Genomic DNA, 26,588 nt, shown 5'->3' with positions numbered 1-26,588 from the left:
GGGATTTGGAGAATGGAGCAAAAGCAATATAACTTGTACGATGTTGTGGAAATGAAGAAAGCCCATCCGTGTGGTGAGAATCGCTGGAAGATTATTCGTATGGGAATGGATATCCGCGTTAAGTGCGAGGGATGTGACCATTCGGTAATGATTCCTCGAAGAGAGTTTGATCGTAAGGTAAAAAAAATACTTGTGAAGCATGAAGAATAGTGAAAAAGCAACGGCTGCGGTAGACAGCCGTTGCTTTTTTTCATTTGGTGGAAACTTGTCATTTTTTTCGTTACTATCTATAATGATGAAAGATTGAGACATAGGAGTGAAAAATATGGGATTAACGGCTGGGATTGTTGGATTACCTAACGTAGGGAAGTCCACTTTATTTAATGCGATTACACAAGCAGGAGCAGAATCTGCGAACTATCCATTCTGTACAATCGATCCAAACGTAGGAATTGTAGAAGTACCAGATGAGCGTTTAAATAAATTAACGGAATTAGTAGAACCGAAAAAAACTGTTCCGACTGTATTTGAATTTACTGATATCGCGGGTATCGTAAAAGGTGCGAGTAAAGGTGAAGGGTTAGGAAATAAATTCTTATCTCACATTCGTCAAGTAGATGCAATTTGCCAAGTTGTTCGTTGTTTTGAAGATGAAAATATTACGCACGTTTCAGGAAAAGTAGATCCAATTGATGACATTGAAACAATTAACTTAGAACTAATCTTAGCGGATTTGGAATCTGTTGATAAGCGTATCGAACGAGTTGCGAAGTTAGCAAGACAAAAAGATAAAGAAGCTGTATATGAGCATGAAATTTTAGTTCGTTTAAAAGAAGCTTTTGAAGAGGGAAAACCAGCTCGTACCGTTGAATTTACAGAAGAGCAAATGAAGATTGTTAAAGGCCTTCATTTACTTACAACGAAAGAAATGCTATATGTAGCAAACGTAAGTGAAGATGATATTATGGATCCTTCTGACAATAAATATGTACAAATGGTAAAAGAATTTGCAGCAAATGAAAATTCACAAGTAATTGTTGTATGTGCAAAAATAGAATCAGAAATTGCTGAGTTAGATGAGGAAGAGAAGAAAGTATTCCTTGAAGAACTAGGTATTGAAGAATCTGGTTTGGATCAATTAATTCGTGCTGCATATGACTTATTAGGACTTGCTACTTACTTCACAGCTGGTGTGCAAGAAGTACGTGCATGGACGTTTAAACAAGGTATGAAAGCACCACAATGTGCTGGTGTAATTCATACAGACTTTGAGCGTGGATTTATTCGCGCAGAAACAGTTTCTTATGATGATTTAATGACAAACGGTTCTATGACAGCTGCAAAAGAAGCTGGAAAAGTACGTTTAGAAGGAAAAGAGTATATCGTAAAAGACGGAGATGTTATGCACTTCCGCTTTAACGTTTAATTTAATATTTCCTAGGAAAAATAAAGATATGAACTTGGCAAATATATTATGTGTTTGCCAAGTTTTTTACGTATTGGTGAGTTGATTCATATAACTTACTATGATATAATCTAGACTCGTGAGTAATTACTATAAATTAATTGCTCCTTGCCCATTATGGGCCGTTTAGACCAAAAGGAGGTGAAAGTGTAATGAGAAAGTACGAAATTATGTACATCATTCGTCCTGGCGTTGAAGAAGAAGCTCAAAAAGCTTTAGTTGAACGTTTTGCAGGTGTTTTAACAAACAATGGTGCAGAAATCATTAACACGAAAGAGTGGGGTAAGCGTCGTTTAGCTTACGAAATCAACGACTTACGTGAAGGTTTCTACATGATCTTAAACGTGAACTCTAACTCAGAGGCGATTAACGAATTCGACCGTTTAGCTAAGATCAACGAAGATATCCTTCGTCATATCGTTGTTAAAGAAGAAGAAAAATAATTGATATATAAGGGAGAGTGGTTCGATTGATGAATCGTGTTATCCTCGTTGGTCGTTTAACTAAGGACCCTGACTTACGTTACACGCCCAATGGTGTTGCAGTAGCTACTTTTACGTTAGCTGTGAATCGCGCATTTGCGAATCAACAAGGTGAGCGTGAAGCTGACTTTATTAATTGTGTAATATGGCGTAAACAAGCAGAAAACGTGGCAAATTATTTGAAAAAAGGTAGCTTAGCAGGCGTAGACGGACGTCTTCAAACTCGTAATTACGATGGACAAGATGGTAAACGTGTATATGTAACAGAAGTTCTTGCGGAGAGCGTACAATTTTTAGAGCCGCGTAATGGCGGTGGGGAGCAACGTGGTTCATTTAATCAGCAACCATCAGGAGCTGGTTTCGGTAACCAAAGCTCTAACCCATTTGGTCAATCTAGTAATCCGGGTAACTCTGGTAACACTGGTAACTCTGGATTTACGAAGAATGACGATCCATTTTCGAATGTTGGTCAACCGATTGACATTTCGGACGACGATTTACCATTTTAATGGTATGAATCGGTTATTTTTAACAAAGAATGGAGGGAATAGACATGGCAGGACGCAAAGGTGGACGTGCGAAACGTCGTAAGGTGTGTTTCTTCACATCTAACGGCATCACTCGCATTGACTATAAAGATGTTGATTTATTAAAACGTTTCGTTTCTGAGCGTGGTAAAATTTTACCTCGTCGTGTAACAGGAACAAGCGCGAAATACCAACGCAAACTTACAGTTGCAATTAAACGTGCTCGTCAAATGGCACTTTTACCATATGTTGGTGAATAATAGCGTATGAAATGCACAGTAGAGTCGGACTCTACTGTGCATTTTGCTATGCTTTTCTTTTTTGAGAGAGAGGTCGGATGATGAAAAATACGAGATTTATTACTGAGGGTGCAGCATTATTGGCTATATATGCAATTTTGTTGCTTATATCTATGTATGTTCCAATTTTAGGTACAGTTGTAATTTTTGCGTTGCCGTTACCATTTATATTATTAACAATAAGACATAAACTATCTAATATACTCGTGATTTTTGTAGCGGCACTTTTTATTACAGTTATTGTGAGTCAGCCGATTAATCTCATAAAGACAGTGATGTTTGGATTAATAGGTATTGTATTAGGATATATGTATAAAAAAGGGAAAAAGCCAGTGGAAATATTGATAGCTGGAACACTTGCGTATTTAATTGGTATAATGCTCATTTATGTTGGAAGTATAAAATTTTTCAACATAGATTTAATGAAGCAAATGCAAATTATGTTTAGTGAAAGTATGGTGCAAAGTGAAAAGATAGCAGATGTTGCTGGTATGCCAGTTAGTAAGGAACAAAAAGAGTTGTTTGCACAAATGAATGATATATTACAAACGTTATTTCCAAGTATACTTGTGCTATTTTCTGCATGTTTTTCTTGGATCACAGTGCTAATATCGGGGAGTGCTTTGAGAAAGTTAAAGCACGACGTTACACCTTGGCCTAAGTTTAAAGATATACAATTGCCAAAGAGTATTATCTGGTATTACGTCATATTTATTTTGTTAGCAACTTTTATAAAAGTAGAACCAACATCATATTTACATATGGTATTTTCTAACCTATATGTAATCTTTGCTTTGCTGCTCGTATTGCAAGGATTAACGTTTATCACCTTTTTAGCACATAGAAAAGGTTTCAAGAGAGGTATTCCTGTTATTAGTTTTATTGTATGTATGTTTATTCCAATGCTGTTTCCTCTTGTGACAATCTTAGGTATAATTGATTTAGGGATTTCATTGCGTTCTAAAATAGGGGAATAAAATAATATTCCTTACACTATTTTAATTTGTTTAACTAACTGGAAGGTGAGTTAGTTTTACTTTATAGGAGTTGTATACATGCCTGAATTTTATAAGAAACAGTGGTTTTTATATCCTGTTTACGTATTGGCATTTTTTGTGTTGGTGCTAATCTCGATTCTCTGTTATTTTCACTTAATCATGGGGATATCTTCCTTTTTTATTTTTAGTATCGTTTTCTTTTTAGTTATACGATTTGAACTTACCTTTCAAAGGAACTTTGAAAAGTATACGACAGATATGATTACTAGGGTAAAAAAAGTGAGTAACGAAGCATTCAACCAGATGCCAATCGGTATATTGTTATACAATAAGGAGTATGGGATTGATTGGGCAAATCCTTACTTGTCTTCATGTTTGGGGCAACAAGCATTAGCTGGGTGGCATCTGTACGATGTATCAGAAACATTACTCCTTTTTATTAAAGGAGAGACTTCTGATGATATAGTATCTTTAAATAGTCGAAAGTTCCGTGTGTTTGTAAGGAAAGAAGAAAAACTAATTTATTTTTTTGATGTAACTGAGCAAACAGAGATTGAAAAAATGTATGAGGATCAGCGCACTGTTTTAGCTGTTATTTATTTAGATAATTATGATGAAGTTACACAAGGGTTAGATGATCAATTACGTACGAATATAACAAGTCTTGTGACGTCACGTCTAAATGAATGGGCCGTTAAGTATGGTGCATATTTGAAACGTGCATCTTCAGAAAGATTCTTCGTTGTACTAAATGAAAGTATTTTAGCGCAAATGGAGAAAGGTAAGTTTAGCATTTTAGATCAAGTACGTGAAGAAACATCAAAAAGGAATATACCACTTACATTAAGTGTTGGTGTTGGCTCAGGTGATTTACCTTTATCGGAGCTTGGGGCGATGGCTCAATCTGGTTTAGACCTTGCGTTAGGACGAGGAGGGGACCAAGTAGCTATTAAACAAGCAACGGGTAAAGTTAAATTTTACGGTGGTAAGACGAATCCGGTTGAAAAGCGTACTCGTGTACGTGCTAGAGTTATTTCGCATGCATTAAAGGATTTAGTATTAGAAAGCAGTAATGTCATTATAATGGGGCATAGAGCTCCTGATATGGATGCGATTGGTGCAGCGATTGGTATTTTAAAGGTAGCTCAATTAAATGAGCGCAAAGGATATATTGTATTAGATGAAAATGATTCTGATAAAGGAATCAAGCGTTTGATGGATAAAGTGAAACAAAATGAAGAGTTATGGTCACACTTTATTACGCCAGGGCAAGCGATGGAATTTGCAAATGATGATTCATTACTTGTTGTTGTTGACACGCATAAACCTTCAATGGTGATGGAGGAAAAACTGTTACATAAGATTGAAAATGTAGTGGTTATTGACCATCATCGCCGTGGGGAAGATTTTATTGAAGATCCATTGCTTGTTTATATGGAGCCATACGCTTCTTCAACGGCAGAGCTTGTTACAGAATTACTTGAGTATCAACCGAAAAATTTAAAGATGACAATGTTGGAAGCAACGGCATTGTTAGCTGGTATTATTGTTGATACGAAAAGTTTTACATTCCGTACAGGCGCTCGCACATTTGATGCCGCTTCTTATTTACGCTCGCATGGCGCAGACACTGTACTTGTACAAGAACTTTTAAAAGAAGATATGGGTCAGTATTTACGAGTTGCAAAAGCCATTAAAAATGCGTACATTTATAAAAATGGAATTGCGATTGCTAAAGTTGATGGTGATGAATATTATGACCAAGTACTTATTGCACAATCAGCAGACACATTATTGACAATGACAGGTATCATTGCATCGTTTGTTATTGCAAAACGTGGAGAAAATTTCATTGGAATTAGTGGTAGATCTTTAGGTGAATTGAATGTACAGCTAATTATGGAGAATTTAGGAGGTGGCGGGCACTTAACAAATGCAGCCACACAAATGAAAAATGTTACAGTAGATGAAGCGGAGGAGAAGCTTCGATTTGTTATTGATGACTATTTACAGGGAGGCACACAATCATGAAAGTAATTTTTCTAAAAGACGTAAAAGGTAAAGGCAAAAAAGGAGAAATAAAAAACGTACCAGACGGTTATGCAAATAATTTCTTACTAAAACAAGGGTTAGCTGCCGAAGCGACAAACAGCAGTATGAAAACTTTAGATGCTCAAAAGCGCAAAGAGGAAAAAGATGCAGCAGCAGAGCTTGAAAATGCAAAACAATTAAAAGAAACATTAGAGAAATTAACTGTAGAATTAAAGGCGAAATCTGGAGAAGGTGGCCGTTTATTTGGTTCTATTACAAGCAAACAAATCGTAGACGTAATGCAAAAATCACACAAAATCAAACTTGATAAACGTAAATTTGAAATGGATGATGCAATCCGTGCATTAGGTTATACAAATGTGACTGTGAAATTGCATCCGCAAGTAACAGCAAAAGTAAAAGTTCATGTTAGTGAACAATAAAAATAAATTAAATAAGGAGGATTGCGCATGAGTGATGTAATGGCTGATCGTACCCCTCCGCATAATATAGAAGCTGAGCAGGCAGTCTTAGGTGCCATATTAATTGATCAGGATGCGTTAACGTCAGCATCGGAACTATTGGTACCTGACTCATTTTATCGAACGAAACATCAAAAGATTTTTGAAGTCATGCTTGGGTTGTCTGATAAGGGAGAACCAATTGACTTAGTAATAATGACATCAGCGATGGCTGATCAAGGATTACTAGAAGAAGTTGGTGGGGTTTCTTATCTAGCAGAGTTAGCAGAAGTTGTTCCAACAGCTGCTAACGTAGAATATTATGCACGCATCATCGCTGAAAAGGCGCTTTTACGTCGTTTAATTCGAACGGCGACTCATATTGTATCGGATGGATACGAGAGAGAAGATGATGTGGACGGCCTTTTAAATGAGGCTGAGAAAAAAATATTAGAAGTATCTCATCAAACCAATGCAAAAGCATTTCAAAACATTAAAGATGTTCTTGTAGATGCTTATGATAAAATTGAACTTTTGCATAATCAAAAAGGTGAAGTTACGGGAATACCAACTGGATTTACTGAATTAGATAAGATGACCGCAGGTTTTCAACGAAATGATTTAATCATAGTAGCGGCACGTCCATCGGTAGGGAAAACTGCATTTTCATTAAATATCGCACAAAACGTAGCGACAAAAACGGATGAAAATGTAGCGATTTTCAGTCTAGAGATGGGCTCTGATCAGCTTGTTATGCGTATGCTTTGTGCAGAAGGTAATATTGATGCGCAAAGACTTCGTACTGGGTCATTAACTTCTGATGATTGGGCAAAGTTAACAATGGCGATGGGTAGCCTTTCTAATGCTGGTATATATATTGATGATACACCAGGGATTAAAGTAAATGAGATTCGAGCGAAATGTCGTAGGTTAAAGCAAGAACAAGGTCTTGGTATGGTCTTAATTGACTATTTGCAGCTTATTCAAGGTAGCGGGAAATCAGGAGAAAACCGTCAGCAGGAAGTATCTGAGATTTCTCGTACATTAAAAGGGATTGCACGTGAATTGCAAGTGCCTGTTATTGCCTTATCGCAGTTATCTCGTGGTGTAGAATCTCGTCAAGATAAACGGCCGATGATGTCTGACATTCGTGAATCAGGAAGTATCGAGCAGGATGCTGATATTGTAGCATTCTTGTATCGTGAAGATTACTATGACCGTGAAACGGAAAATAAAAATACGATTGAAATTATTATTGCAAAGCAGCGTAATGGTCCCGTAGGTTCAGTAGAGCTTGCGTTTGTTAAGGAATTTAATAAATTCGTCAACTTAGAACGACGCTTTGAAGATGGGGCATAAAGGCAGTATAAAAAAGAAACACATTTCTTATAATAAGATGTGTTTCTTTTTTTATATAGGAAAGATAAGGCTTTCATAATGTGAAAATATAATTCTTACGAACGAAAATGAATTTTATTAAAAAAATGTTCGCTTTTTGGTTGACTTCTTTTTCGGTTTTGGTACAATTATATTGTTTGAATAGATCGTTTGAAAATCGCGGAGGTGCTTTAATAATGTCTTCAGTAGTAGTTGTAGGAACACAATGGGGCGACGAAGGAAAAGGTAAAATCACTGATTTTCTTTCTGAGCATGCGGAAGTAGTTGCAAGATATCAAGGTGGAAATAACGCGGGACATACAATTGTTTTCGGCGGAGTTAAATATAAATTACACTTAATTCCATCTGGTATTTTCTATAAAGAGAAAATTTGTGTAATCGGAAACGGCTTAGTAGTCGATCCGAAAGCATTACTTGAAGAGCTAAAATACTTACACGATCGTGGTGTAAGTACTGATAATTTACGTGTAAGTAACCGTGCGCACGTTATTTTACCTTATCACTTAAAACAAGATGAGTTAGAAGAAGCTAGTAAAGGTGATAACAAAATCGGTACAACGAAAAAAGGTATCGGTCCTGCATATATGGATAAAGCTGCTCGTATTGGTATCCGTATGGCTGATCTTTTAGACCGTGAAGCATTTAAAGAGAAGCTTGAGCGCAATTTAGTAGAGAAAAATCGTTTGTTTGAAAAAATGTACGATACAGAAGGTTTCAGTGTAGAAGAAATCTTTGAAGAGTACTTCGAATATGGACAACAAATCGCACAATATGTATGCGACACATCTGTCGTATTAAATGATGCACTAGATAACAATCATCGTGTATTATTTGAAGGTGCACAAGGTGTTATGCTTGATATCGACCACGGTACGTATCCATTCGTTACATCTTCTAACCCAATTGCTGGTGGTGTAACAGTTGGAACTGGAGTTGGTCCTGCGAAAGTTACTCGCGTTGTAGGTGTATGTAAAGCATATACAAGCCGTGTAGGTGATGGTCCATTCCCTACGGAACTTAATGATGAAATCGGTCATCAAATTCGTGAAGTTGGTCGTGAATACGGAACAACAACTGGTCGTCCGCGCCGCGTAGGCTGGTTCGATAGCGTTGTTGTAAGACATGCACGTCGTGTTAGTGGTTTAACAGACTTATCATTAAACTCTATCGATGTATTAACAGGTATCCCAACTCTTAAAATTTGTGTTGCTTACAAATACAATGGCGAAGTTATCGATGAAGTTCCAGCTAACTTAAACATTTTAGCGAAATGTGAGCCTGTATATGAAGAGCTTCCAGGTTGGACAGAAGATGTTACTGCTATGAAATCATTGGATGAACTTCCTGAAAATGCAAGAAAATACGTAGAGCGTGTTTCTGAATTAACAGGAATCCAATTATCTATGTTCTCAGTTGGACCAGATCGTAATCAAACAAATATCGTTCGTAATGTATACGAAGCTTAATTGATATAAGAAATTGATTTTTTTAAGAAAAAACTCATGTTCTCATGAGTTTTTTCTTATCTTTTATAAAAAAATAAAAAAAGGTATTGCAAAAACAAAAGATAACATGTTATGATATGTCTTGTCGTCACGAAAATATGACGTTGGTGAGTATGAGCCATTAGCTCAGTTGGTAGAGCATCTGACTTTTAATCAGAGGGTCGAAGGTTCGAATCCTTCATGGCTCACCATTTTATTTTTCGTGGCCCGTTGGTCAAGTGGTTAAGACACCGCCCTTTCACGGCGGTAACACGGGTTCGAATCCCGTACGGGTCATGTTTTTTTATATTCATTTTTGGTCCCGTGGTGTAGTGGTTAACATGCCTGCCTGTCACGCAGGAGATCGCCGGTTCGACCCCGGTCGGGACCGCCACTTTTGTTTATACCACCATTAGTGGTTTTATATATAGTTTTGGCTCGGTAGCTCAGTCGGTAGAGCAGAGGACTGAAAATCCTCGTGTCGGCGGTTCGATTCCGTCCCGAGCCACTCTCAGGATATTAAGTGGGCCCACTTAATATCCTTTTTATTTTGTCCAGTTTTACAAAAGTGGGTAGTTATTTTACAATAGAATGAGGAGCCTCTAGCAGTTGAAGCTAGAGGTTTTTCTATAGATCGTATAGGATTCCGTGTAAAAGTGGATGATACATGAGTCTATGAGAATAGAGGAGAAATACTTAGACTAAGATTGTTGTCATATAGGAACATACTATAGAAACACCAATATGTTTGAGGATTATTGATCATATTTTTATAAGGAGGAAATAGACGATGATGGGAAAGAAAATTTTAGTAGTTGATGATGAAAAGCCGATTGCGGATATTTTGAAGTTCAACCTAGAAAAAGAAGGTTTTGAAATTGTAATGGCGCATGATGGTGATGAGGCGATTGAAAAAGCAAATGAAGAACAGCCAGATATGGTTTTATTAGATATTATGTTACCGGGAAAAGACGGTTTAGAGGTATGTCGTGAAATACGTAAAAGCTCAGAAATGCCAATTATTATGCTTACAGCAAAAGACTCTGAAATTGATAAAGTATTGGGGCTTGAGCTTGGGGCAGATGATTATGTAACGAAACCATTTAGTACGAGGGAGCTACTTGCTCGTGTGAAAGCGAATTTACGTCGCCATCAACAGGGTGGTGCTGCAGAGAAAGAAGAAAATACCGAAATGGTTATTGGACCAATCGTTATCAATTCGAACGCTTATAGTGTAACAAAGCGTGAAGAAAGCATTGAGCTTACACATCGTGAATTTGAATTACTACATTATTTAGCGAAGCATTTAGGTCAAGTTATGACTCGTGAACATTTATTACAAACAGTTTGGGGTTATGATTATTTTGGAGATGTACGTACAGTAGACGTAACAGTACGTCGTTTACGCGAAAAAATTGAAGATAATCCAAGTCATCCTACTTTAATTGTAACTAGACGTGGAGTAGGGTATTACTTGCGTGACCCAGAACAGGAATAGTATATGAAGAAAGTTGGCTTTTTTCAATCTATTCATTTAAAATTTGTGCTCATATATATGCTGTTAATATTAATAGCAATGCAAGTAATTGGTGTATATTTCGTCAGGGAATTAGAAAAAAGCCTTGTAAAAGGCTTTCAAGATTCCTTAACGCAGCAAACAAATCTACTTTCTTATAACCTGAAGCAAGAGTTTGTAAAAGAACGTCCTAAAACAGAATCAGTAGATAAAGCTATTAATGATTCGATTCAAAAATTCGCATCAGATCGTAAGAAAGATATTCAAGAAGTAAGTGTGATTGATTCTACTAAAAAATTAATGGCAATTTCAGACGGGTCTAAGCAAAATAAGGTAGGAAGAACGTCAGCAGATACAGCTGTACAACGGGTAATGGTACAAAAGAAACCAGAGTCAAAGATTGAGAAAGATGGAAATACAGGTCATCGAGTTCAAGTTATGATTACCCCTATTCTAAAAGAGCCAGGCGGAGAGGTACTTGGTGTCATTCATATCGTTGCATCTATGGAAGATGTGTATAAACAAATGAAGGACATCAACCAAATTTTCGCAACGGGGACAGTAATTGCTTTATTAGTAACAGCTGTACTTGGAATTTTATTGGCTCAAACAATTACGAGACCAATTTCAGATATGCGAAGACAAGCAATTGAAATGGCGAAAGGAAATTATTCGCGAAAAGTAAAGGTGCATAGTCACGATGAGATTGGACAATTAGCATTATCTTTTAACAATTTATCTAAAAAATTACAACAAGCTCGTTCCTCCACAGAAAGTGAAAGACGAAAATTATCATCCGTTTTATCACATATGACAGATGGAGTAATTGCTACTGATCGAAAAGGGGATATCATTTTATTAAATGATCCTGCGGAAAAGATGTTAAATGTTTCGCGTGAAACGGCGCTAGATCAATCAGTGTTAGAAGTGCTAGGAATACAAGAAGAATTTACACTGGATCATTTATATGAAGAGCCTGATTCAGTTTTATTAGATTTTAGTACGAGAAATGAACCATATATTTTACGTGCTAGTTTCTCTGTTATTCAAAAAGAAACAGGGAAGGCAAATGGTTTAATTGCTGTATTATATGATGTAACAGAGCAGGAGCGGATAGAACAAGAGCGCCGTGAGTTTGTTGCGAACGTATCTCATGAGTTAAGAACGCCGTTAACAACAATGCGCAGTTACTTAGAAGCACTTACTGATGGAGCATGGCAAGATCCCAATATTGCACCACAATTTTTAACGGTTACACAAGAGGAAACGGAAAGAATGATTAGGCTTGTAAATGCATTGTTACAACTATCTAAACTAGATAGTACAGAACATCGCTTAATGAAGGAATGGGTCGACTTTACTGATTTCTTTAATAACGTTATCGATCGTTTTGAAATGTCTAAAGAGCAAAATGTAAGCTTCAAACGATCTTTCTCTAAAAAATCTCGATTTATTGATATGGATACAGACAAAATTACACAAGTTTTATATAACATTATTTCCAATGCACTAAAATATTCGCCAGAAGGTGGTACAGTAACATATCGCCTACGTGATCGCGGGGAGTTATTAGAGATTAGTGTGAGTGATCAAGGAATGGGAATTCCGAAAGAAAATGTAGATAAAATATTTGAACGTTTTTATCGTGTAGATAAAGCGCGTTCGAGACAAATGGGTGGTACAGGCCTTGGGTTAGCTATTGCGAAAGAAATGATTGAGGCACATGGCGGCTCGGTTTGGGCGAAAAGTGAGGAAGGAAAAGGGACAACTATTTATTTCACATTGCCAATGGCGACAGATGAAGAGGACGATTGGGAATGAGTATGGAAAACTTTAAAACGATAGTTCTAATTAATTTGGTTGTCATTAGTCTATTTCTTACTTTTAACTTGTGGACATATGTTCCTGATTCTACTTCTATGCAAAATACAAAGTTCGTTCAAGGTAACGAAGAGATAAATCCGATAAAGATTTCTGAGGTTGTTCGCCCATCCTCTGTCGTTATTCATAAAGAGAAAAATCATTATGTAAGCGAAAAGAAGGAAAATGTGGATTCGATCTATAAAATTCTTGAAAACGGAGAATTACATAATTTCGAGGAAATCACGGGGACAGTCCCTAAAGGTGATTTTCTGTCTTATGTACACGGAGAAGAAAAAATTGAATTTGTTTTTCCTACAAATATCCCGTTAGATACGATTAAAAATATGTTTAATATTAAAGATAAAAACATAGAAATTAACAGAAGTTTTAATCGTATTATAATTGATCCTTCTAGAAGTAAGGACCAAGAAATTAAAGTTAGCTTTGTTTCCTATGATACTCCTCATAAAATATATCAAGCAACATTGAGTGGTGCTTATATAAAGGATATTATAAATGCTCAAAATCAACTTATAACAGTAGCAAGACCATATTTTGAGTATCAAATAAATGATACAAAAAAACTTTTTTTACCAGAGGGGATTACGGAATCAAGCAAGGCAGAGTATATTACAGCTAAACTAGAAGTGGATCCATTTAAAAATGCTTTATTTAGTGATCCACGTTATTTAAGTCCTATTTCTGAGAAAACAAAGGAAACATTTACAGATGGCATCCGTTCTATGGAAATTGATAAGTCGGATGCAATGTTGAAATATAAAAATTCCGCTGTACATGGTGATAAATCTACGGATAATGCGGTAATTTTACAAAAAAGTTTTGACTTTGTAAGTGGGCATAGTGGATCCTTGAAGTCCTATCGTTTTGATTATATTAATGGTAGGAAAACTTCATTCCGTTTATATGAGGATGGTTTGCCTGTATTTAGTGCAAATGGAATAGCGGAATTAAAACAAGTATGGGGTTCAGGTGAAATTATGCAGTATGAAAGACCCTTTTTTGAGTTCAGTATTCCTTTGCCTAGTAAACAACAAACAACTTCTCTTGCATCAGGTCGTACAGTGATGACATCACTAGAGAATAATCCGGAAATTGATAAAAAATCAATTCAGGATGTTGGTATTGGTTATAAAATGTCATTGGAACCGTCCATCAGTGATGTGAGAATCGCTGTCTTACAGCCGATATGGTATGTAAAATGTGAAGAAGATGGTAAGCAACAAATATATGAGTGGAGTGAGGGGGGACTAAATGGATTGGGATCGAATTAAAACCATATTTATTGTGACCTTTTTTGTTTTAGACCTCTTTCTTATCTTTCAGTTCATTCAAAAGCAAGATAGTAATCAATTAGAACTTGTGACGGAAACGAAAATCGATCAACAATTAAAAGCTGAAAAAATTACTATGGGAAATTTTCCTAAAGAACCGAAAAAAGAGTCATTTATAATGGCGAAAAATAAGGGTTTCAAAGAAGAAGATGTGCAATCTTTAAAAAATCAGACAGCGCATGTGCAAGACGAATATCAAATAGAGGGTAAATTAAAAGAGCCTTTTTTAAATACAAAATCATTGTCAAAAGATAAGTATAATGAGTTTTTGAAAAACTATGTGCTGGATGGACAAAAATATGAGTTTGGAGCAATAAAGGACTCAAAAATTTACTTTTTTCAAAAGTATAAAGATAAACCAATCTTCTACAATAATCGTGCGATGATTGTTGTAGATTTAAATGAAAAAAATGAGCTTATTTCATATACACAAACAATGTTAACGGATTTGAAGGAAATGGGCGAAAGCGAAAAGACGAAAGAACAAGAAATTATTACTGCTCAAACAGCTTTAGAAAATATATATTTGAAAAATAAAATTGCAGAAAATACGCACGTGAAAGAGGCGCAGATTGGATATGCGACTCTTGCGGAGTCTTCTTCTAATATACAAGTGCTTGCTCCAACATGGAACTTAAAGACAGAACAGAAAAAGGATTTTTTTGTGAATGCAATTGAAGGGCAAGTTATGGAATTAGGGGAAACTCAAGTGCCGGAAGAACATAATGGAGTGAGAAAGAATGAGTATGCACTTTAGTGTACTTGCAAGTGGAAGTACAGGGAATATGCTATATGTAGGAACAGATGAAAAAAAACTGCTCGTCGATGCAGGTTTAAGTGGTAAAGCTACAGAGGCTTTATTTAAACAAGCTGAACTGAATATAAATGACATATCAGGTATTCTTGTAACACATGAGCATAGTGACCACATTAAAGGATTAGGTGTATTGGCGCGTAAATATGATTTACCTGTTTATGCGAACGAGAAAACATGGAATGCAATGGAACATTTAATAGGTAATATCCCAACTGATCAAAAATTCATTTTCTCAGTAGGAGACGTGAAAACATTTGGGGATATTGAAGTTGAATCATTTGGTGTTTCTCACGATGCGGCAGAGCCGATGTTTTACGCTTTTCACAACAATAATAGAAAGTTAGCTCTTATTACAGATACGGGCTACGTAAGTGACCGTATGAAAGGTATTATTAAGGGAGCGAATGCTTTCGTATTTGAAAGCAATCATGATGTGGAAATGCTTCGTATGGGACGCTATCCATGGAGCATTAAGCGACGTATTTTAAGCGACGTTGGTCACGTTTGTAATGAGGACGCTGCATTAGCGATGGCTGATGTTATTACAGACGAGACAAAACACATTTATTTAGCGCATTTAAGCTTAGATAATAACATGAAAGAATTAGCGCGTATGTCTGTATCACAAGTATTAGAAGAAAAAGGTTTTGGGGTTGGAGAATCCTTTGAAATACATGATACAGATCAAAAAATGCCTACGAAAATTCAATACGTATAATTCTTCATTTTAGTAAACAATAAAGGTGAATATAGTTGTTTTCAGGAAGATAGGTGAACAAATATGTCCTTTATTGATGAAGAAAAATATCGTATTAAACGCGCAGGGAAAAATAAACATAAAGGTATTGTCATTTCTAGCATAGCGGGAACAATTGTAGGGGCTTCATTATTTGCATTTGGAGCTCCTTTATTTTCAAATCATGCAGGTAAGCTTCCACAAGCTGAAGCAAGTGAAAAAAATATGGCTGAAACTCAAAGTGGAAATGGTCCTGTTAAACAGATTAGCTTTGTAGACGCTGTTGATCGTGCTTCAGAGGCTGTTGTTGGTGTTATTAACATTCAACGAGATGATTTTTCAGAGGCTGATTCGGAAGCTGGTACAGGCTCTGGTGTGATTTATAAGAAAACAGATGGACATGCGTATATTGTAACGAATAACCACGTTGTTGCTGGGGCGAATCGTATTGAAGTGAGCTTAAGTGACGGTAAGAAAATTCCAGGTAAAGTATTAGGAACCGATATAGTCACAGACTTAGCGGTACTAGAAATAGATGCGAAGCATGTGAAGAAAGTGATTGAAATTGGCGACTCTAATACCGTTCGTAGAGGAGAACCAGTTATTGCGATTGGGAATCCACTTGGGCTACAATTTTCTGGAACTGTCACACAAGGTATTATTTCGGCTAACGAGCGTATTGTCCCTGTAGATTTAAACCAAGATGGACATTACGATTGGCAAGTAGAAGTATTACAAACAGATGCGGCAATTAATCCAGGTAATAGTGGTGGTGCACTTGTTAATGCAGCAGGACAATTAATTGGCATTAACTCAATGAAAATTGCAGCAAAAGAAGTAGAAGGAATTGGACTAGCTATTCCAATTACAAGAGCCGTCCCTGTTATGAATGAACTTGAGAAATACGGTAAAGTAAAAAGACCTTATGTTGGAATTGAGCTTAGATCGTTAAATGAGATTCCGAATTATTATTGGTCAAAAACGTTACACTTACCAGGTAACGTAACAGAAGGAGTCTGCATTTTAGATGTGAAAAGTCCTTCACCAGGTACGGATGCGGGTCTTAGAGAACATGATGTTATTGTGGCGGTAGATGGAAAAGCGGTGCAAGATATTATTGGGTTCCGCACGGCCTTATATAATAAAAAAATTAATGATAAAATGACTCTTACGTTTTATCGTGGTACAAAACGAGCGAAAACAACGGTGAAATTAGGCATTCAAAAGTATTAAAAACAGGAGGGCATACCTCCTGTTTTCTATTGTAGAAAAGTGAGGTGAAGAATATGAATTTACCTTGTTGTTTAGAACATGTTGAATTAGCATTAGATATCATTGTGGATGAGTGTGAAGTCGCACCGGTTATTAACAATGTGGATAACTCTAAAGAAGAGAAAAAAACATGTGAATTTTGTCAAAATGAGGCGACATATGTTGTATCGAACACAGATTCTCACACAATATGTGGGTAATATTTGTGGATATGTGGATAAGTCCTGTGGATAACGTGTTTGTAAGGTGGGGAATAAATGTGAATATCTCGATTATTTCAATTGGGAAATTAAAAGAAAAGTACTTAAAACAAGGTATAGCAGAATATTTAAAACGATTATCTTCTTACGCAAAAGTAGAAGTAATTGAATTGCCAGATGAAAAGGCGCCAGAAAATTTAAGTGCAGCAGAAATGTTAATTGTAAAAGAAAAAGAAGGTATCCGTATACTGGATAAAATTTCTGACGATACGCATGTCATTGCGTTAGCTATAGAAGGAAAACAAAAATCATCAGAAGAATTTGCAGCAAGTCTAGATCGTCTTGCTACATATGGAAAGAGTAAAGTAACGTTTGTAATTGGTGGATCACTTGGACTTAGCTCAGAAGTAATGAAGCGTTCAAACGAATCTCTTTCTTTTTCGAAGATGACATTACCACATCAATTAATGCGTCTAGTATTGCTTGAGCAAGTATATAGAGCGTTTCGTATTAATCGCGGTGAACCGTATCATAAATAGTTGTATACTAGTACATTAAAACGGCTACAGATGTGGCCGTTTTCTATATTTCATAATATGTAATAGGAGAACTGTATGAAGCCAAAACAACTACTAAGTTTATATATAGAAAATTTTTTAGTCGATGAACTACAAAGGTTGGGCTTCCGTTATGCAAAGAGTGTACCTAAGTTTTCTCGTAAACAAGGTGATTTTGAATTAACCTTTAGCTTTTCGCTCAGTAAATGGAACTCTGAAAATCATTGTGAGTTTTGGACCATGTGGGGTGTTACGTCAAAAAAGTATTCTAAATGGTATAAAGAACAATGGGGAGATAAGCTAGTAAATAATTCAATAGTCGGAGATGCAGAGTGGAATATTCCAGGATGGACAAGGAATATTCAGCATTTTAAGTTGAAGAATTTGGAATGTGATAAAGTGGAATTTAGTGAATTCATGCATAATATAATGAATATTGGGATTACCTATTATTCGCAAATTGATGATTGGAATACTGCGGCGGAGTATGCAACAAGGAGTCCAATTATTTTTTATGAAAGAGTATGTGATTTTTATATGATGTCAGGGCAAGAAGATAAAGCAAAGGAAATCCTTGAGAGAGGTATTCAGGAGATTAAAGATAGGAAACATGATAGTTATATGCAACTTCCAGAAATTGAAAAGAGATTGAAGAAGTATTTTATACAGTAAACTCCTATTTCCTAAAATAAGTATGTTTCTATTTCTAAAAAAATATGCTGTAATATGAAGAGGAAAAAGTATAAGTAGTCAGAGAAGTGAGGAATTAAAGGTGAAGAAGTTTAAGAAGTTTTACTTGGAGATTACAAGTGTATGTAATCTTGCGTGCAGCTTTTGTCCGCCGACGGAAAGGCAGAAGCAATTCATTTCTGTGGAGGATTTTGCTAAAAGATTAGACCAAATTAAACCTCACACAGACTACATTTATTTGCACGTGAAGGGTGAGCCGCTGCTCCATCCGAAAATAGATCAACTGTTAGATTTAAGCCATGAAAAAGGGTTTAAAGTTAATATTACAACGAACGGAACGTTAATTAATAAGAGAAGGCATAGATTGTTAAATAAGCCTGCTTTAAGACAAATGAATTTTTCACTGCACAGTTTTGATGGGCATCCAGGTTCGCAAGATAAAGAAGGTTATGTAAGGAGTATACTTTCCTTCATTAGAGAGGCGACAAGTCAATCGGATTTAATTGTTTCACTACGGTTATGGAATTTAACTCAGGATAATAAAACAAATGCTGAAATCCAGAAAAATAGAGATTTATTATCCATCATTGAAAATGAGTTTGGTCTATCTTATCAAATCGAAGAGAAGCTTACACCAGGAAAAGGTATAAAAATTGCGGAACGTGTCTTTATTAATCAAGACTATGAATTCCAGTGGCCGGCATTGCATGAAGAAGAGGATGATGGAAAAGGATTCTGTCATGGTCTTCGAAATCAGGCAGGTATTTTAGCGAACGGAACGGTTATTCCTTGTTGTCTAGATGGTGAGGGAATTATTAATCTTGGAAATATTAATAATGATTCATTCTCTAATATTATTGAAGGCGAAAGAGCGAACAATATTGTAGATGGATTTTCAAAAAGAGTTGCAGTAGAAGAACTGTGCAGAAAGTGCGGATACCGCAAAAGATTTGGAAAGTAAATATAGAATAAGCCCTCATAAAACGAGGGCTTATTTTTATTCTTGATAAGAGTGCTCTAGTTCATCAATTAAGGAACCGACGTAAGAAACGGCTTTACGGATTGCATCTGGTTTTGACATGTCTACTCCAGCGTGTTTCATTAATTCAAGTGGTTTCATTGTACCGCCTGCACGGAGTACATCAAGCCAGCGATCAACAGCAGGTTGTCCCTCTTCTTTAATCATTTGAGCTACAGTAGTAGATGCAGTTAAGCCCGCAGAATATGTGTAAGAATATAAGCCCATATAATAGTGAGGTTGACGCATCCATGTTAAACCGGCGCCTTCATCAATTTCTACAGAATCTCCCCAGAATGTCGAAAGGACCTTCGTTTTTATTTCAGTTAAAGTTGTAGCTGTGAGTGCTTGCCCTTCTTCTGCTAGGGTATATACTCTTCTTTGGTATTCTCCCTCAAGTAGATGGGTAACGAAGTTGTGGTAATATGTGCCGAGTAGTTGCAGAATAACCCATCTGCGCATTCTCTTATCCTCCGTTGTCTTAAGTAAATGCTGAGTTAATAGTAATTCATTCATCGTTGATGGAGCTTCAACAAAGTACATAGATGGACGCACATTCATAATACGCTGATTTTTATTGGCTAAATAAAAATGACCAGCATGTCCAAATTCATGAGCTAATGTGAAACACCCGCGCATCGTACCCTGCCATGTAATTAAAATATAAGGGTGAGAACCGTATGGGCTAGAGCAGAAGGCACCTGTTGATTTTCCAACGTTATCTGCAAGGTCTACCCATCTTTCTTTGAAGCCCTTTTCGATAATGGAACTATATTCATTTCCTAATACTTTTAAAGAATCTTGAATGAGTTTACCAGCTTCTTCGTAAGTGATTGTTGGATTAAATTCAGGATCCAACGGTGCATGTAAATCGCAGAAGAGCATTTGATCGAGACCTAATACTTTCTTTTTTAAATCTGCAAAACGGCGCATATGAGGCGCTAATTCGTTATAAATAATATCTAGTTGGTTGTTATACATTTCAAGTGGAACGTTTTGAGGTTCTAGAAGCATATGAGTAACGGACTCGTACTTGCGTAAACGAGAAAGCGTCACTTGTTTTTTTACTTCAGTAGCATATGTTGTTGCAACTGTATTTTTATATCGTTTTAATGTAGAAACAAATGATGAATATGATTTTCTGCGTATGTATGTGCTTGGAGAGAATTCATATTTACTTTCAAATAACGCAAACGACACAGGTAAATCATTTCCTTGTTCATCTTGTATAGAAGGAAAATCCATATCGGCTAATTTAGTCATACCGTAAATTTTGTAGGGAGAACTATGAACTTCGCCGAGTGCAGCAAGAGCTTCTTCTGTTTCAGGTGAGAGAGTGTGCTGCCTTTTTTGTAGTATTTCTAGTAACGATTTACGGAAAGGTTCAAGTTTTGTTTCTTCAATTAAATATTTTTCAATTGTTCCCTCTTCGAGTGAGAGGATTTCATTATGGATAAAGGATAGTGCAGTATGTACAGTTGTCCATAAAGCAGAAATTTTTGAAGAGTTCGCTTGAATAACTGGATCTGTTCGATCAGCAGATTCTTTTAAATTTGCATATGAATATAGTTTTGTTAATTGCATTAAAAGCTCTTCCTCTAAAAGCAGGCAATTTAATAAAGTAGTGGGGCTAGTGTGTAATTGTCCTTTAAATGTATCAAGTTTTTTTATATCGTCTTTTAATACACGTAATGCAATTTCCCACTCTTTATCAGATGGGTATAAATCAGAAAGGTCCCATGTTAATTCAGTAGGGACTTCTGCGCGAATAAGGCGTTTCTCAATTACATCTTTCATTTGTTATATCCCCCTTATTATAAGTATCTAAAAACATGATACTAGAAAATTCAGTAAAATAAAAATATTTTACATTTTTATACATGAAAAAGAAGGACAAGCATATAAAATGCTTGTCCTTCGAGTTGAATTGGAAAATTAATATACTTTGTCACCGTTGAAAATAGAGTTTTTTACGACAACATAATCTACAGTACGAATAGCGTCTAATTTTGTTCCGCCAGCGTAAGAGATAGAAGATTGAAGATCTTGTTCCATTTCGACTAAAGTGTCTTCTAAAGAACCTTTATGCTCAACGAACATTTTCTTACCTTCAACGTTTTTCTTCTCACCTTTTTGGAATTCAGAAGCAGAACCGAAGTATTCTTTATAAAGCTTGCCATCTTTTTCGATTGTTTCTCCTGGAGATTCTTCATGACCAGCGAATAGAGAACCGACCATAACCATAGTTGCTCCAAATCGAATTGATTTAGCTACGTCGCCATGTGTACGAATACCACCGTCAGCGATAATTGGCTTACTTGCAGCTTTTGCACACCAGCGAAGTGCAGCTAACTGCCAACCACCAGTTCCAAAGCCTGTTTTGATTTTAGTAATACAAACTTTACCAGGTCCAATACCAACTTTTGTTGCGTCAGCACCAGCGTGTTCTAATTCTCTTACCGCTTCTGGAGTTCCAACGTTTCCAGCGATAACGAAGCTTTCTGGTAAATGTTCTTTAATATGTTGAATCATGTTGATTACAGCATTAGAGTGACCGTGTGCGATATCGATTGTAATGTATTCAGGTGAAAGTTGCTCAGCAGCTAATTGTTGTACGAATTCGTATTCGTCTTCTTTAACACCAACGCTGATTGAAGCAATTAATCCACGTGATTGCATATCTCTAATGAATGAGATTCGTTTCTCTGGTTGGAAACGATGCATGATATAGAAGTAATTATTTTCAGCTAAATAAGTTGCGATTCTTTCATCTATAATCGTTTGCATATTTGCAGGTACGACAGGTAATTTAAATTTATGTTTTCCTAAAGTGACAGTTGTATCACATTCAGATCGGCTGTTTACAATACATTTTGCAGGAATTAATTGAATATCTTCATAGTCAAATACGTTTTCCATCATTTACACCCCTAAAATACGAATATTTTATTTTTATTGATTAAAAATGTTCGTCCATAGGATAATTTACATCATTTTTATGAAGAAGTCAAAGATTTTCTTAACGTTTTTTTTGAAAGAAGCTAATATCTTTTAAAAATAACGTTAAAAACGAATTTAAATAGTTTTTATATGCATAACGTTCGTTTATAAAAAAGTAAGGAAAGTTGCGATAATTGCATAAAATTGTATGTGTGCTTTTTATTTTGGGTGAGGGGGGCTGGGGAAATACTATGAAAAAGTTAATACTGACAATAGGAATAACTTTGTTGGTTGTTGCTGGATGCAGCAATAATGATGCATTTGATAAGGCGAAGAAGCAAGGAGATTTAGCACTGGAAAATAAAGAATACGATAGAGCAGTCGCATCTTTTGAATTAGCATTAAAAGAAAATAAGGATGACCGAGAAGTAAGGCTGAAGATGGATCAAACGAATAAAATGATTGAAGCATTACAGGGAAGCAATATAGACCGAGCAATTTCGTTATTGAGAGAAATTGAAAATGATTCTGCTAGTTCAGTTATATTGGCCAAACAAGCAAAAGAAAAACGAGAAGTTTTAGCTAATCAAAAAGATGAGGAAGAAAAATATAAGCAAATGCTTGCTAAAGTAGAGGAGTTGAAAAACCAACAGAAGTTTGTGGATGTAAAAGAGCAACTGAACGTAATTATTAGGGAAACGAAAGGGAAAGAACAGTTTAAAGTATATTATCAAAATGCGAATGAACAAATTACACAGATTGTGCCGAGGGCAATAGATGTAGATAAAAGAAAAGATGAGAATCTTAAGGAAGAAAAAGTAAAAGAAGAAAATAAAAATGAAGAGAAGCCGAAAGTAGAAGAGCCTAAGAAAGAAAGTGCTATTACCGGTCAGAAGGTAGAGTATATTACTAAATTAAATAGTATTGAGGAGAGTTTGAAGAAACTCGATTACTTATATGAGAAAGGAATTACAACTGAAATGAAAGAGGGTGAGAGCAAAAGATACGAGGCATGGGATAACGCATTAAATGAGATTTATGGTGTTTTAAAAAGGCAACTTCCTACAAAGGAAATGAACACTTTGAGAGAGAAACAGCGTGAATGGATTACGTATCGAGATCAAAAGGCGAAGGAAGCTTGGAATGAATCCGGACAGGGGACATTGTCAGGTTTAGCAACTATTTCATCGAATGCAACTAGTACGAGGGAGAGATGCTATCAGTTAGTTGAACAGTATATGAAGTGATAGAGGTTTATTTTTATAATGGAATAATTTTTTGAAATAGAAAATCTCTATATAAAAAGGTGGATCACGAATGATTCGCCTTTTTATGTGAGCTTTCAAGTATAATGAATAAGGTGATAATAACGTATATGATGATTCATTGATAGGAAAAGCGAAAAAAGAAAATAATACAGAATAAAAAGAGGTTAATATATGAGTAAAAAAAGTTTTGTTGATTATGCATTAAGTAAAGAAATTGTAAGAGCACTTACTGGTTTAGGATATGAACATCCAACGGAAGTGCAAGGAGAGGTTATTCCAGTTGCTTTGCAAAAGAAAGACCTTGTCGTGAAATCACAGACTGGAAGTGGAAAAACCGCTTCATTTGGCATACCACTTTGTGAAATGGTGGAGTGGGAAGAGAATAAGCCACAAGCTTTAGTTTTAACGCCGACGAGAGAGCTTGCGGTACAAGTAAAAGAAGATATTACGAATATAGGACGCTTCAAAAGAATTAAGGCTGCTGCAGTTTATGGTAAATCTCCATTTGCACGTCAAAAATTAGAGTTAAAGCAAAAAACACATATTGTAGTTGGGACTCCTGGCCGTGTGTTAGATCATATTGAAAAAGGTACTCTTTCTTTAGCGTATTTGAAGTATTTAGTTATTGATGAAGCAGACGAAATGCTGAATATGGGCTTTATCGATCAAGTAGAGGCAATTATTGACGAGTTACCTATAAAACGAATGACAATGTTATTTTCAGCAACACTTCCAGAAGATGTTGAAAAGTTATCTCGTAAGTATATGGATTCGCCAACGCATATTGAAATTAAGGCTGCTGGGATTACGACAGATAAAATTGAACATACACTTTTTGAGACGAGAGAAGAGGAGAAGCTTTCACTTCTTAAAGATGTAACAACGATTGAGAATCCAGATAGTTGTATTATTTTTTGCCGTACACAAGAAAATGTAGATCACGTATTTAAACAGTTAGATCGCGTTAACTATCCTTGTGACAAAATACATGGTGGTATGGTACAAGAAGATCGTTTTGAAGTTATGGACGATTTTAGAAAAGGGAAGTTCCGTTATTTAGTAGCGACAGACGTAGCAGCTAGAGGAATTGATATTGATAATATTACACATGTTATTAACTATGATATTCCATTAGAAAAAGAAAGTTATGTACATCGTACGGGAAGAACAGGACGAGCTGGTAATAAAGGAAAAGCTATTACATTTATAACGCCGTATGAAAATAGATTTTTAGAAGAGATTGAGGAGTACATCGGCTTTGAAATTCCAAAGGCACTTGCACCTTCAAAAGAAGAAGTTATGAAAGGAAAAGCAGTATTTGAGGAAAAGATACATGCTAAACCGATTATAAAGAAAGATAAAAATGCAGACCTAAACAAAGGAATTATGAAATTGTACTTTAATGGCGGGAAGAAAAAGAAAATTAGGGCGGTAGATTTCGTCGGTACAATTGCTAAAATTAAAGGTGTGACAGCAGAAGATATAGGCATTATTACAATACAAGACAATGTTTCTTACGTTGAAATATTAAATGGAAAAGGACCACTTGTTTTAAAAATCATGAAAAACACAACGATTAAAGGGAAACAATTAAAGGTTCATGAAGCAATTAAGTAAACAAAAAAACTATCCACTTCAAACAGGTGGATAGTTTTTTGTTTAAGATTCTTTGAGATCATCGACTAGTTTTTCTGCTAAACGTCTATACATATTACTCATAGTCACGAAGGATGTTAGTAATAAAAACTTTTCTAGTGTTGGATCTTCTAAGGAAGAAACCTCGTTTACTTCCGTAACACGGTTATTTACGTCTTGTTTAAAGCTTTCAACATTGGTTTCAGTAAGAGAAAGATAATCTTTATATAGAGTATTTAATTCGAATGTATCATCGTTTATCAACGGTGCATTTATATTTTCTAAGGAGCTTTTTATATCATTAATGGAAAGTGCTCCTTTTAATTGATAAATTAAGCTGATTAAAATCATATGTTCTTTTGAATACTTTTTATTTTTGATAGGGATGAATAGTTTCCCTTTTGCGTAATTGTTAATCATTGTTTTTGTTAATACTTTTTCATCATCAGTTCTCGTTGTATCCGCATAAGTATTCTCAAATAGTTGGACAACTTGGTCTACATATAAGTCGACATTTGGGATATCCTCAAGTTTAATATTTTTTTCTAAATGTAATGATTCAAGTAATTTATTTATATTTTCCACGTAGAACCCCTCACTTTTATAACTTAGTGGAACTTAATGTTTAGTATATCTTTAAATATGGTATTACGAAACAAATGAAATGTAAATGTTGACCCGTGTGGATAATATATATATAATTACAAGTAGTTATTAAAACTACATGTAATTATATGAGGGGTGTTTATATGAATACTTATGTAAGAGAACCGGTTAATGCATTTACTCACTTAGGAGGAGCTGTATTATCATTTATTGCATTATTAGCTATGATTGTGAAAGTTTCTGTTAAGATGCCATCTGTTGCTGCAATTACAGCTGTTATTTTATTTGGTATCGGGATGATGGTCCTTTATATGGCGTCAGCTGTGTATCATAGCGTTATAGCCAGTGAACGTGTTATTTATTTCTTTAGGAAACTAGATCATTCTATGATTTTTATATTAATTGCAGGTACATATGCACCCTTTTGCTTAATTACATTAAATTCGGCAAATGGTTTACTACTATTTTGTTTAGTTTATGCAACTGCAATTTGTGGTATTGTTTTTAAAATGTTTTGGTTTAATTGTCCAAGATGGTTATCGACAGCAATTTATCTTCTGATGGGTTGGTTAATTGTTCTATTCTTGGCACCGCTAGCTGAGAATTTAAGTACAGGAGGTATTATTTTCTTAGTACTTGGAGGCATTTTTTATACAATTGGTGGGTTTATTTACGGTGCGAAGCCAAAATGGTTGGAGTTTAAATATATGGGACATCATGAAATTTTTCATGTTTTTGTATTGTTAGGTAGTCTTGCGCATTTTCTAAGTGTATATTGTTACGTAATTTGATCAAAAAACGCCACGCGATATCTGTTATGTGGCGTTTTTTTATTACCTGATTGGAATCGTGTATTGTACAAAATAATTATGGTATAAAATGTAAGTTTCTGTGTTCGCATAATAAACATATGATAAGAAATATATGATATACTTTGAGAAGTTTATAATGAATGAAATATGGAGGACTATAA

At 35.5% G+C, this 26,588-nt stretch carries 26 protein-coding genes and 4 tRNA genes; 27 read left to right on the top strand and 3 right to left on the bottom strand.

Annotation, left to right across the window (positions count from 1 at the left end):
* The first annotated feature begins 12 nt into the window (after positions 1 to 12).
* The 24 genes from KPL75_RS13975 (at position 13) to KPL75_RS13860 (ending at position 19,109) form a co-directional block, all read left to right on the top strand.
* A complete protein-coding gene (locus tag KPL75_RS13975; protein WP_000436054.1) occupies positions 13 to 210 on the top strand; it encodes a DUF951 domain-containing protein in 198 nt (65 codons plus the stop codon).
* Positions 211 to 325: 115 nt separating this feature from the next.
* Positions 326 to 1,426: a redox-regulated ATPase YchF gene (ychF, locus tag KPL75_RS13970; RefSeq protein ID WP_219916772.1), complete on the top strand. Its 1,101-nt coding sequence runs from the start codon at positions 326 to 328 to the stop codon at positions 1,424 to 1,426.
* A 191-nt stretch (positions 1,427 to 1,617) separates the two neighbouring features.
* Complete coding sequence (gene rpsF, locus KPL75_RS13965; protein WP_001233782.1) at positions 1,618 to 1,908, top strand: 30S ribosomal protein S6; 291 nt, start codon at positions 1,618 to 1,620, stop codon at positions 1,906 to 1,908.
* A 26-nt stretch (positions 1,909 to 1,934) separates the two neighbouring features.
* On the top strand, positions 1,935 to 2,456 hold the full coding sequence (ssb, locus tag KPL75_RS13960) for a single-stranded DNA-binding protein (protein ID WP_002113227.1): 522 nt from the start codon (positions 1,935 to 1,937) through the stop codon (positions 2,454 to 2,456).
* 44 nt (positions 2,457 to 2,500) lie between these two features.
* Positions 2,501 to 2,734 carry a 30S ribosomal protein S18 gene (rpsR, locus tag KPL75_RS13955; RefSeq protein ID WP_000918874.1) on the top strand — a complete coding sequence of 78 codons (234 nt, stop codon included), beginning with the start codon at positions 2,501 to 2,503 and terminating at the stop codon, positions 2,732 to 2,734.
* Positions 2,735 to 2,814: 80 nt separating this feature from the next.
* Positions 2,815 to 3,750 carry a YybS family protein gene (locus tag KPL75_RS13950; protein ID WP_219916771.1) on the top strand — a complete coding sequence of 312 codons (936 nt, stop codon included), beginning with the start codon at positions 2,815 to 2,817 and terminating at the stop codon, positions 3,748 to 3,750.
* Positions 3,751 to 3,828: 78 nt separating this feature from the next.
* Positions 3,829 to 5,802, top strand: coding sequence for a DHH family phosphoesterase (locus KPL75_RS13945; protein ID WP_219916770.1), 1,974 nt, complete (start codon positions 3,829 to 3,831; stop codon positions 5,800 to 5,802).
* Positions 5,799 to 6,245, top strand: a complete 447-nt coding sequence (gene rplI / locus KPL75_RS13940) for a 50S ribosomal protein L9 (RefSeq protein WP_219916769.1) — start codon at positions 5,799 to 5,801, stop codon at positions 6,243 to 6,245. The genes KPL75_RS13945 and rplI overlap by 4 nt, the downstream gene beginning before the upstream one ends.
* Before the next feature lie 27 nt (positions 6,246 to 6,272).
* Complete coding sequence (gene dnaB / locus KPL75_RS13935) at positions 6,273 to 7,622, top strand: replicative DNA helicase (RefSeq protein WP_001286241.1); 1,350 nt, start codon at positions 6,273 to 6,275, stop codon at positions 7,620 to 7,622.
* Positions 7,623 to 7,837: 215 nt separating this feature from the next.
* Positions 7,838 to 9,127, top strand: coding sequence for an adenylosuccinate synthase (locus KPL75_RS13930; RefSeq protein WP_002138921.1), 1,290 nt, complete (start codon positions 7,838 to 7,840; stop codon positions 9,125 to 9,127).
* Between the two features lie 154 nt (positions 9,128 to 9,281).
* A tRNA-Lys gene (locus KPL75_RS13925) sits at positions 9,282 to 9,357 on the top strand.
* A gap of 13 nt (positions 9,358 to 9,370) precedes the next feature.
* Positions 9,371 to 9,442: transfer RNA gene (locus KPL75_RS13920), tRNA-Glu, on the top strand.
* 21 nt (positions 9,443 to 9,463) lie between these two features.
* Positions 9,464 to 9,539 (top strand) — tRNA-Asp (locus tag KPL75_RS13915).
* A 41-nt stretch (positions 9,540 to 9,580) separates the two neighbouring features.
* Positions 9,581 to 9,653: transfer RNA gene (locus tag KPL75_RS13910), tRNA-Phe, on the top strand.
* A 282-nt stretch (positions 9,654 to 9,935) separates the two neighbouring features.
* Complete coding sequence (walR, locus tag KPL75_RS13905; protein ID WP_000971867.1) at positions 9,936 to 10,643, top strand: cell wall metabolism DNA-binding response regulator WalR; 708 nt, start codon at positions 9,936 to 9,938, stop codon at positions 10,641 to 10,643.
* A 3-nt stretch (positions 10,644 to 10,646) separates the two neighbouring features.
* Positions 10,647 to 12,482, top strand: coding sequence for a cell wall metabolism sensor histidine kinase WalK (gene walK, locus KPL75_RS13900; RefSeq protein WP_002166370.1), 1,836 nt, complete (start codon positions 10,647 to 10,649; stop codon positions 12,480 to 12,482).
* Positions 12,479 to 13,816 (top strand): YycH family regulatory protein, encoded by a 1,338-nt coding sequence (locus tag KPL75_RS13895; RefSeq protein ID WP_219916768.1) that lies wholly within the window; start codon positions 12,479 to 12,481, stop codon positions 13,814 to 13,816. The genes walK and KPL75_RS13895 overlap by 4 nt, the downstream gene beginning before the upstream one ends.
* On the top strand, positions 13,797 to 14,633 hold the full coding sequence (locus tag KPL75_RS13890; RefSeq protein ID WP_219916766.1) for a two-component system regulatory protein YycI: 837 nt from the start codon (positions 13,797 to 13,799) through the stop codon (positions 14,631 to 14,633). The genes KPL75_RS13895 and KPL75_RS13890 overlap by 20 nt, the downstream gene beginning before the upstream one ends.
* Complete coding sequence (locus tag KPL75_RS13885) at positions 14,617 to 15,411, top strand: MBL fold metallo-hydrolase (RefSeq protein WP_219916764.1); 795 nt, start codon at positions 14,617 to 14,619, stop codon at positions 15,409 to 15,411. Before KPL75_RS13890 ends, KPL75_RS13885 begins: the two co-directional genes overlap by 17 nt.
* Before the next feature lie 63 nt (positions 15,412 to 15,474).
* Positions 15,475 to 16,662 carry a S1C family serine protease gene (locus KPL75_RS13880; RefSeq protein WP_219916762.1) on the top strand — a complete coding sequence of 396 codons (1,188 nt, stop codon included), beginning with the start codon at positions 15,475 to 15,477 and terminating at the stop codon, positions 16,660 to 16,662.
* Between the two features lie 53 nt (positions 16,663 to 16,715).
* Positions 16,716 to 16,901 carry a CxxH/CxxC protein gene (locus KPL75_RS13875; protein ID WP_002035001.1) on the top strand — a complete coding sequence of 62 codons (186 nt, stop codon included), beginning with the start codon at positions 16,716 to 16,718 and terminating at the stop codon, positions 16,899 to 16,901.
* Between the two features lie 59 nt (positions 16,902 to 16,960).
* Positions 16,961 to 17,440, top strand: coding sequence for a 23S rRNA (pseudouridine(1915)-N(3))-methyltransferase RlmH (gene rlmH, locus KPL75_RS13870; protein ID WP_219916761.1), 480 nt, complete (start codon positions 16,961 to 16,963; stop codon positions 17,438 to 17,440).
* 75 nt (positions 17,441 to 17,515) lie between these two features.
* A complete protein-coding gene (locus KPL75_RS13865) occupies positions 17,516 to 18,130 on the top strand; it encodes a hypothetical protein (RefSeq protein WP_219916759.1) in 615 nt (204 codons plus the stop codon).
* Between the two features lie 100 nt (positions 18,131 to 18,230).
* Positions 18,231 to 19,109 (top strand): radical SAM/SPASM domain-containing protein, encoded by an 879-nt coding sequence (locus tag KPL75_RS13860; protein ID WP_219916757.1) that lies wholly within the window; start codon positions 18,231 to 18,233, stop codon positions 19,107 to 19,109.
* A 36-nt stretch (positions 19,110 to 19,145) separates the two neighbouring features.
* On the opposite strand, the gene pepF is transcribed toward KPL75_RS13860, so the two are convergent.
* Both pepF and guaC read right to left on the bottom strand, forming a co-directional pair.
* On the bottom strand, positions 19,146 to 20,963 hold the full coding sequence (gene pepF / locus KPL75_RS13855) for an oligoendopeptidase F (protein WP_219921042.1): 1,818 nt from the start codon (positions 20,961 to 20,963) through the stop codon (positions 19,146 to 19,148).
* Between the two features lie 138 nt (positions 20,964 to 21,101).
* Positions 21,102 to 22,085, bottom strand: a complete 984-nt coding sequence (gene guaC, locus KPL75_RS13850) for a GMP reductase (protein WP_219921041.1) — start codon at positions 22,083 to 22,085, stop codon at positions 21,102 to 21,104.
* A gap of 272 nt (positions 22,086 to 22,357) precedes the next feature.
* Here guaC and KPL75_RS13845 point away from each other — a divergent pair, with 272 nt between their 5' ends.
* Both KPL75_RS13845 and KPL75_RS13840 read left to right on the top strand, forming a co-directional pair.
* Positions 22,358 to 23,353: a lysozyme inhibitor LprI family protein gene (locus KPL75_RS13845; RefSeq protein WP_219921040.1), complete on the top strand. Its 996-nt coding sequence runs from the start codon at positions 22,358 to 22,360 to the stop codon at positions 23,351 to 23,353.
* 192 nt (positions 23,354 to 23,545) lie between these two features.
* Entirely contained in the window at positions 23,546 to 24,991 is a 1,446-nt protein-coding gene (locus KPL75_RS13840) for a DEAD/DEAH box helicase (RefSeq protein WP_219921039.1), read from the top strand.
* A 42-nt stretch (positions 24,992 to 25,033) separates the two neighbouring features.
* Here KPL75_RS13840 and KPL75_RS13835 read toward each other — a convergent pair whose 3' ends face one another.
* Positions 25,034 to 25,594 (bottom strand): DUF1836 domain-containing protein, encoded by a 561-nt coding sequence (locus KPL75_RS13835; protein WP_219921038.1) that lies wholly within the window; start codon positions 25,592 to 25,594, stop codon positions 25,034 to 25,036.
* Between the two features lie 164 nt (positions 25,595 to 25,758).
* On the opposite strand from KPL75_RS13835, the gene KPL75_RS13830 reads away from it, so the two are divergent.
* Positions 25,759 to 26,406, top strand: coding sequence for a PAQR family membrane homeostasis protein TrhA (locus KPL75_RS13830; RefSeq protein ID WP_219921037.1), 648 nt, complete (start codon positions 25,759 to 25,761; stop codon positions 26,404 to 26,406).
* Positions 26,407 to 26,588: the final 182 nt, after the last annotated feature.

Source organism: Bacillus sp. NP247 (genome assembly GCF_018966865.1).
Classification (GTDB): Bacteria; Bacillota; Bacilli; order Bacillales; family Bacillaceae_G; genus Bacillus_A.
The sequence above is the reverse complement of the archived record's forward strand: the minus strand, read 5'-3'. Positions and strand labels throughout refer to the sequence as shown.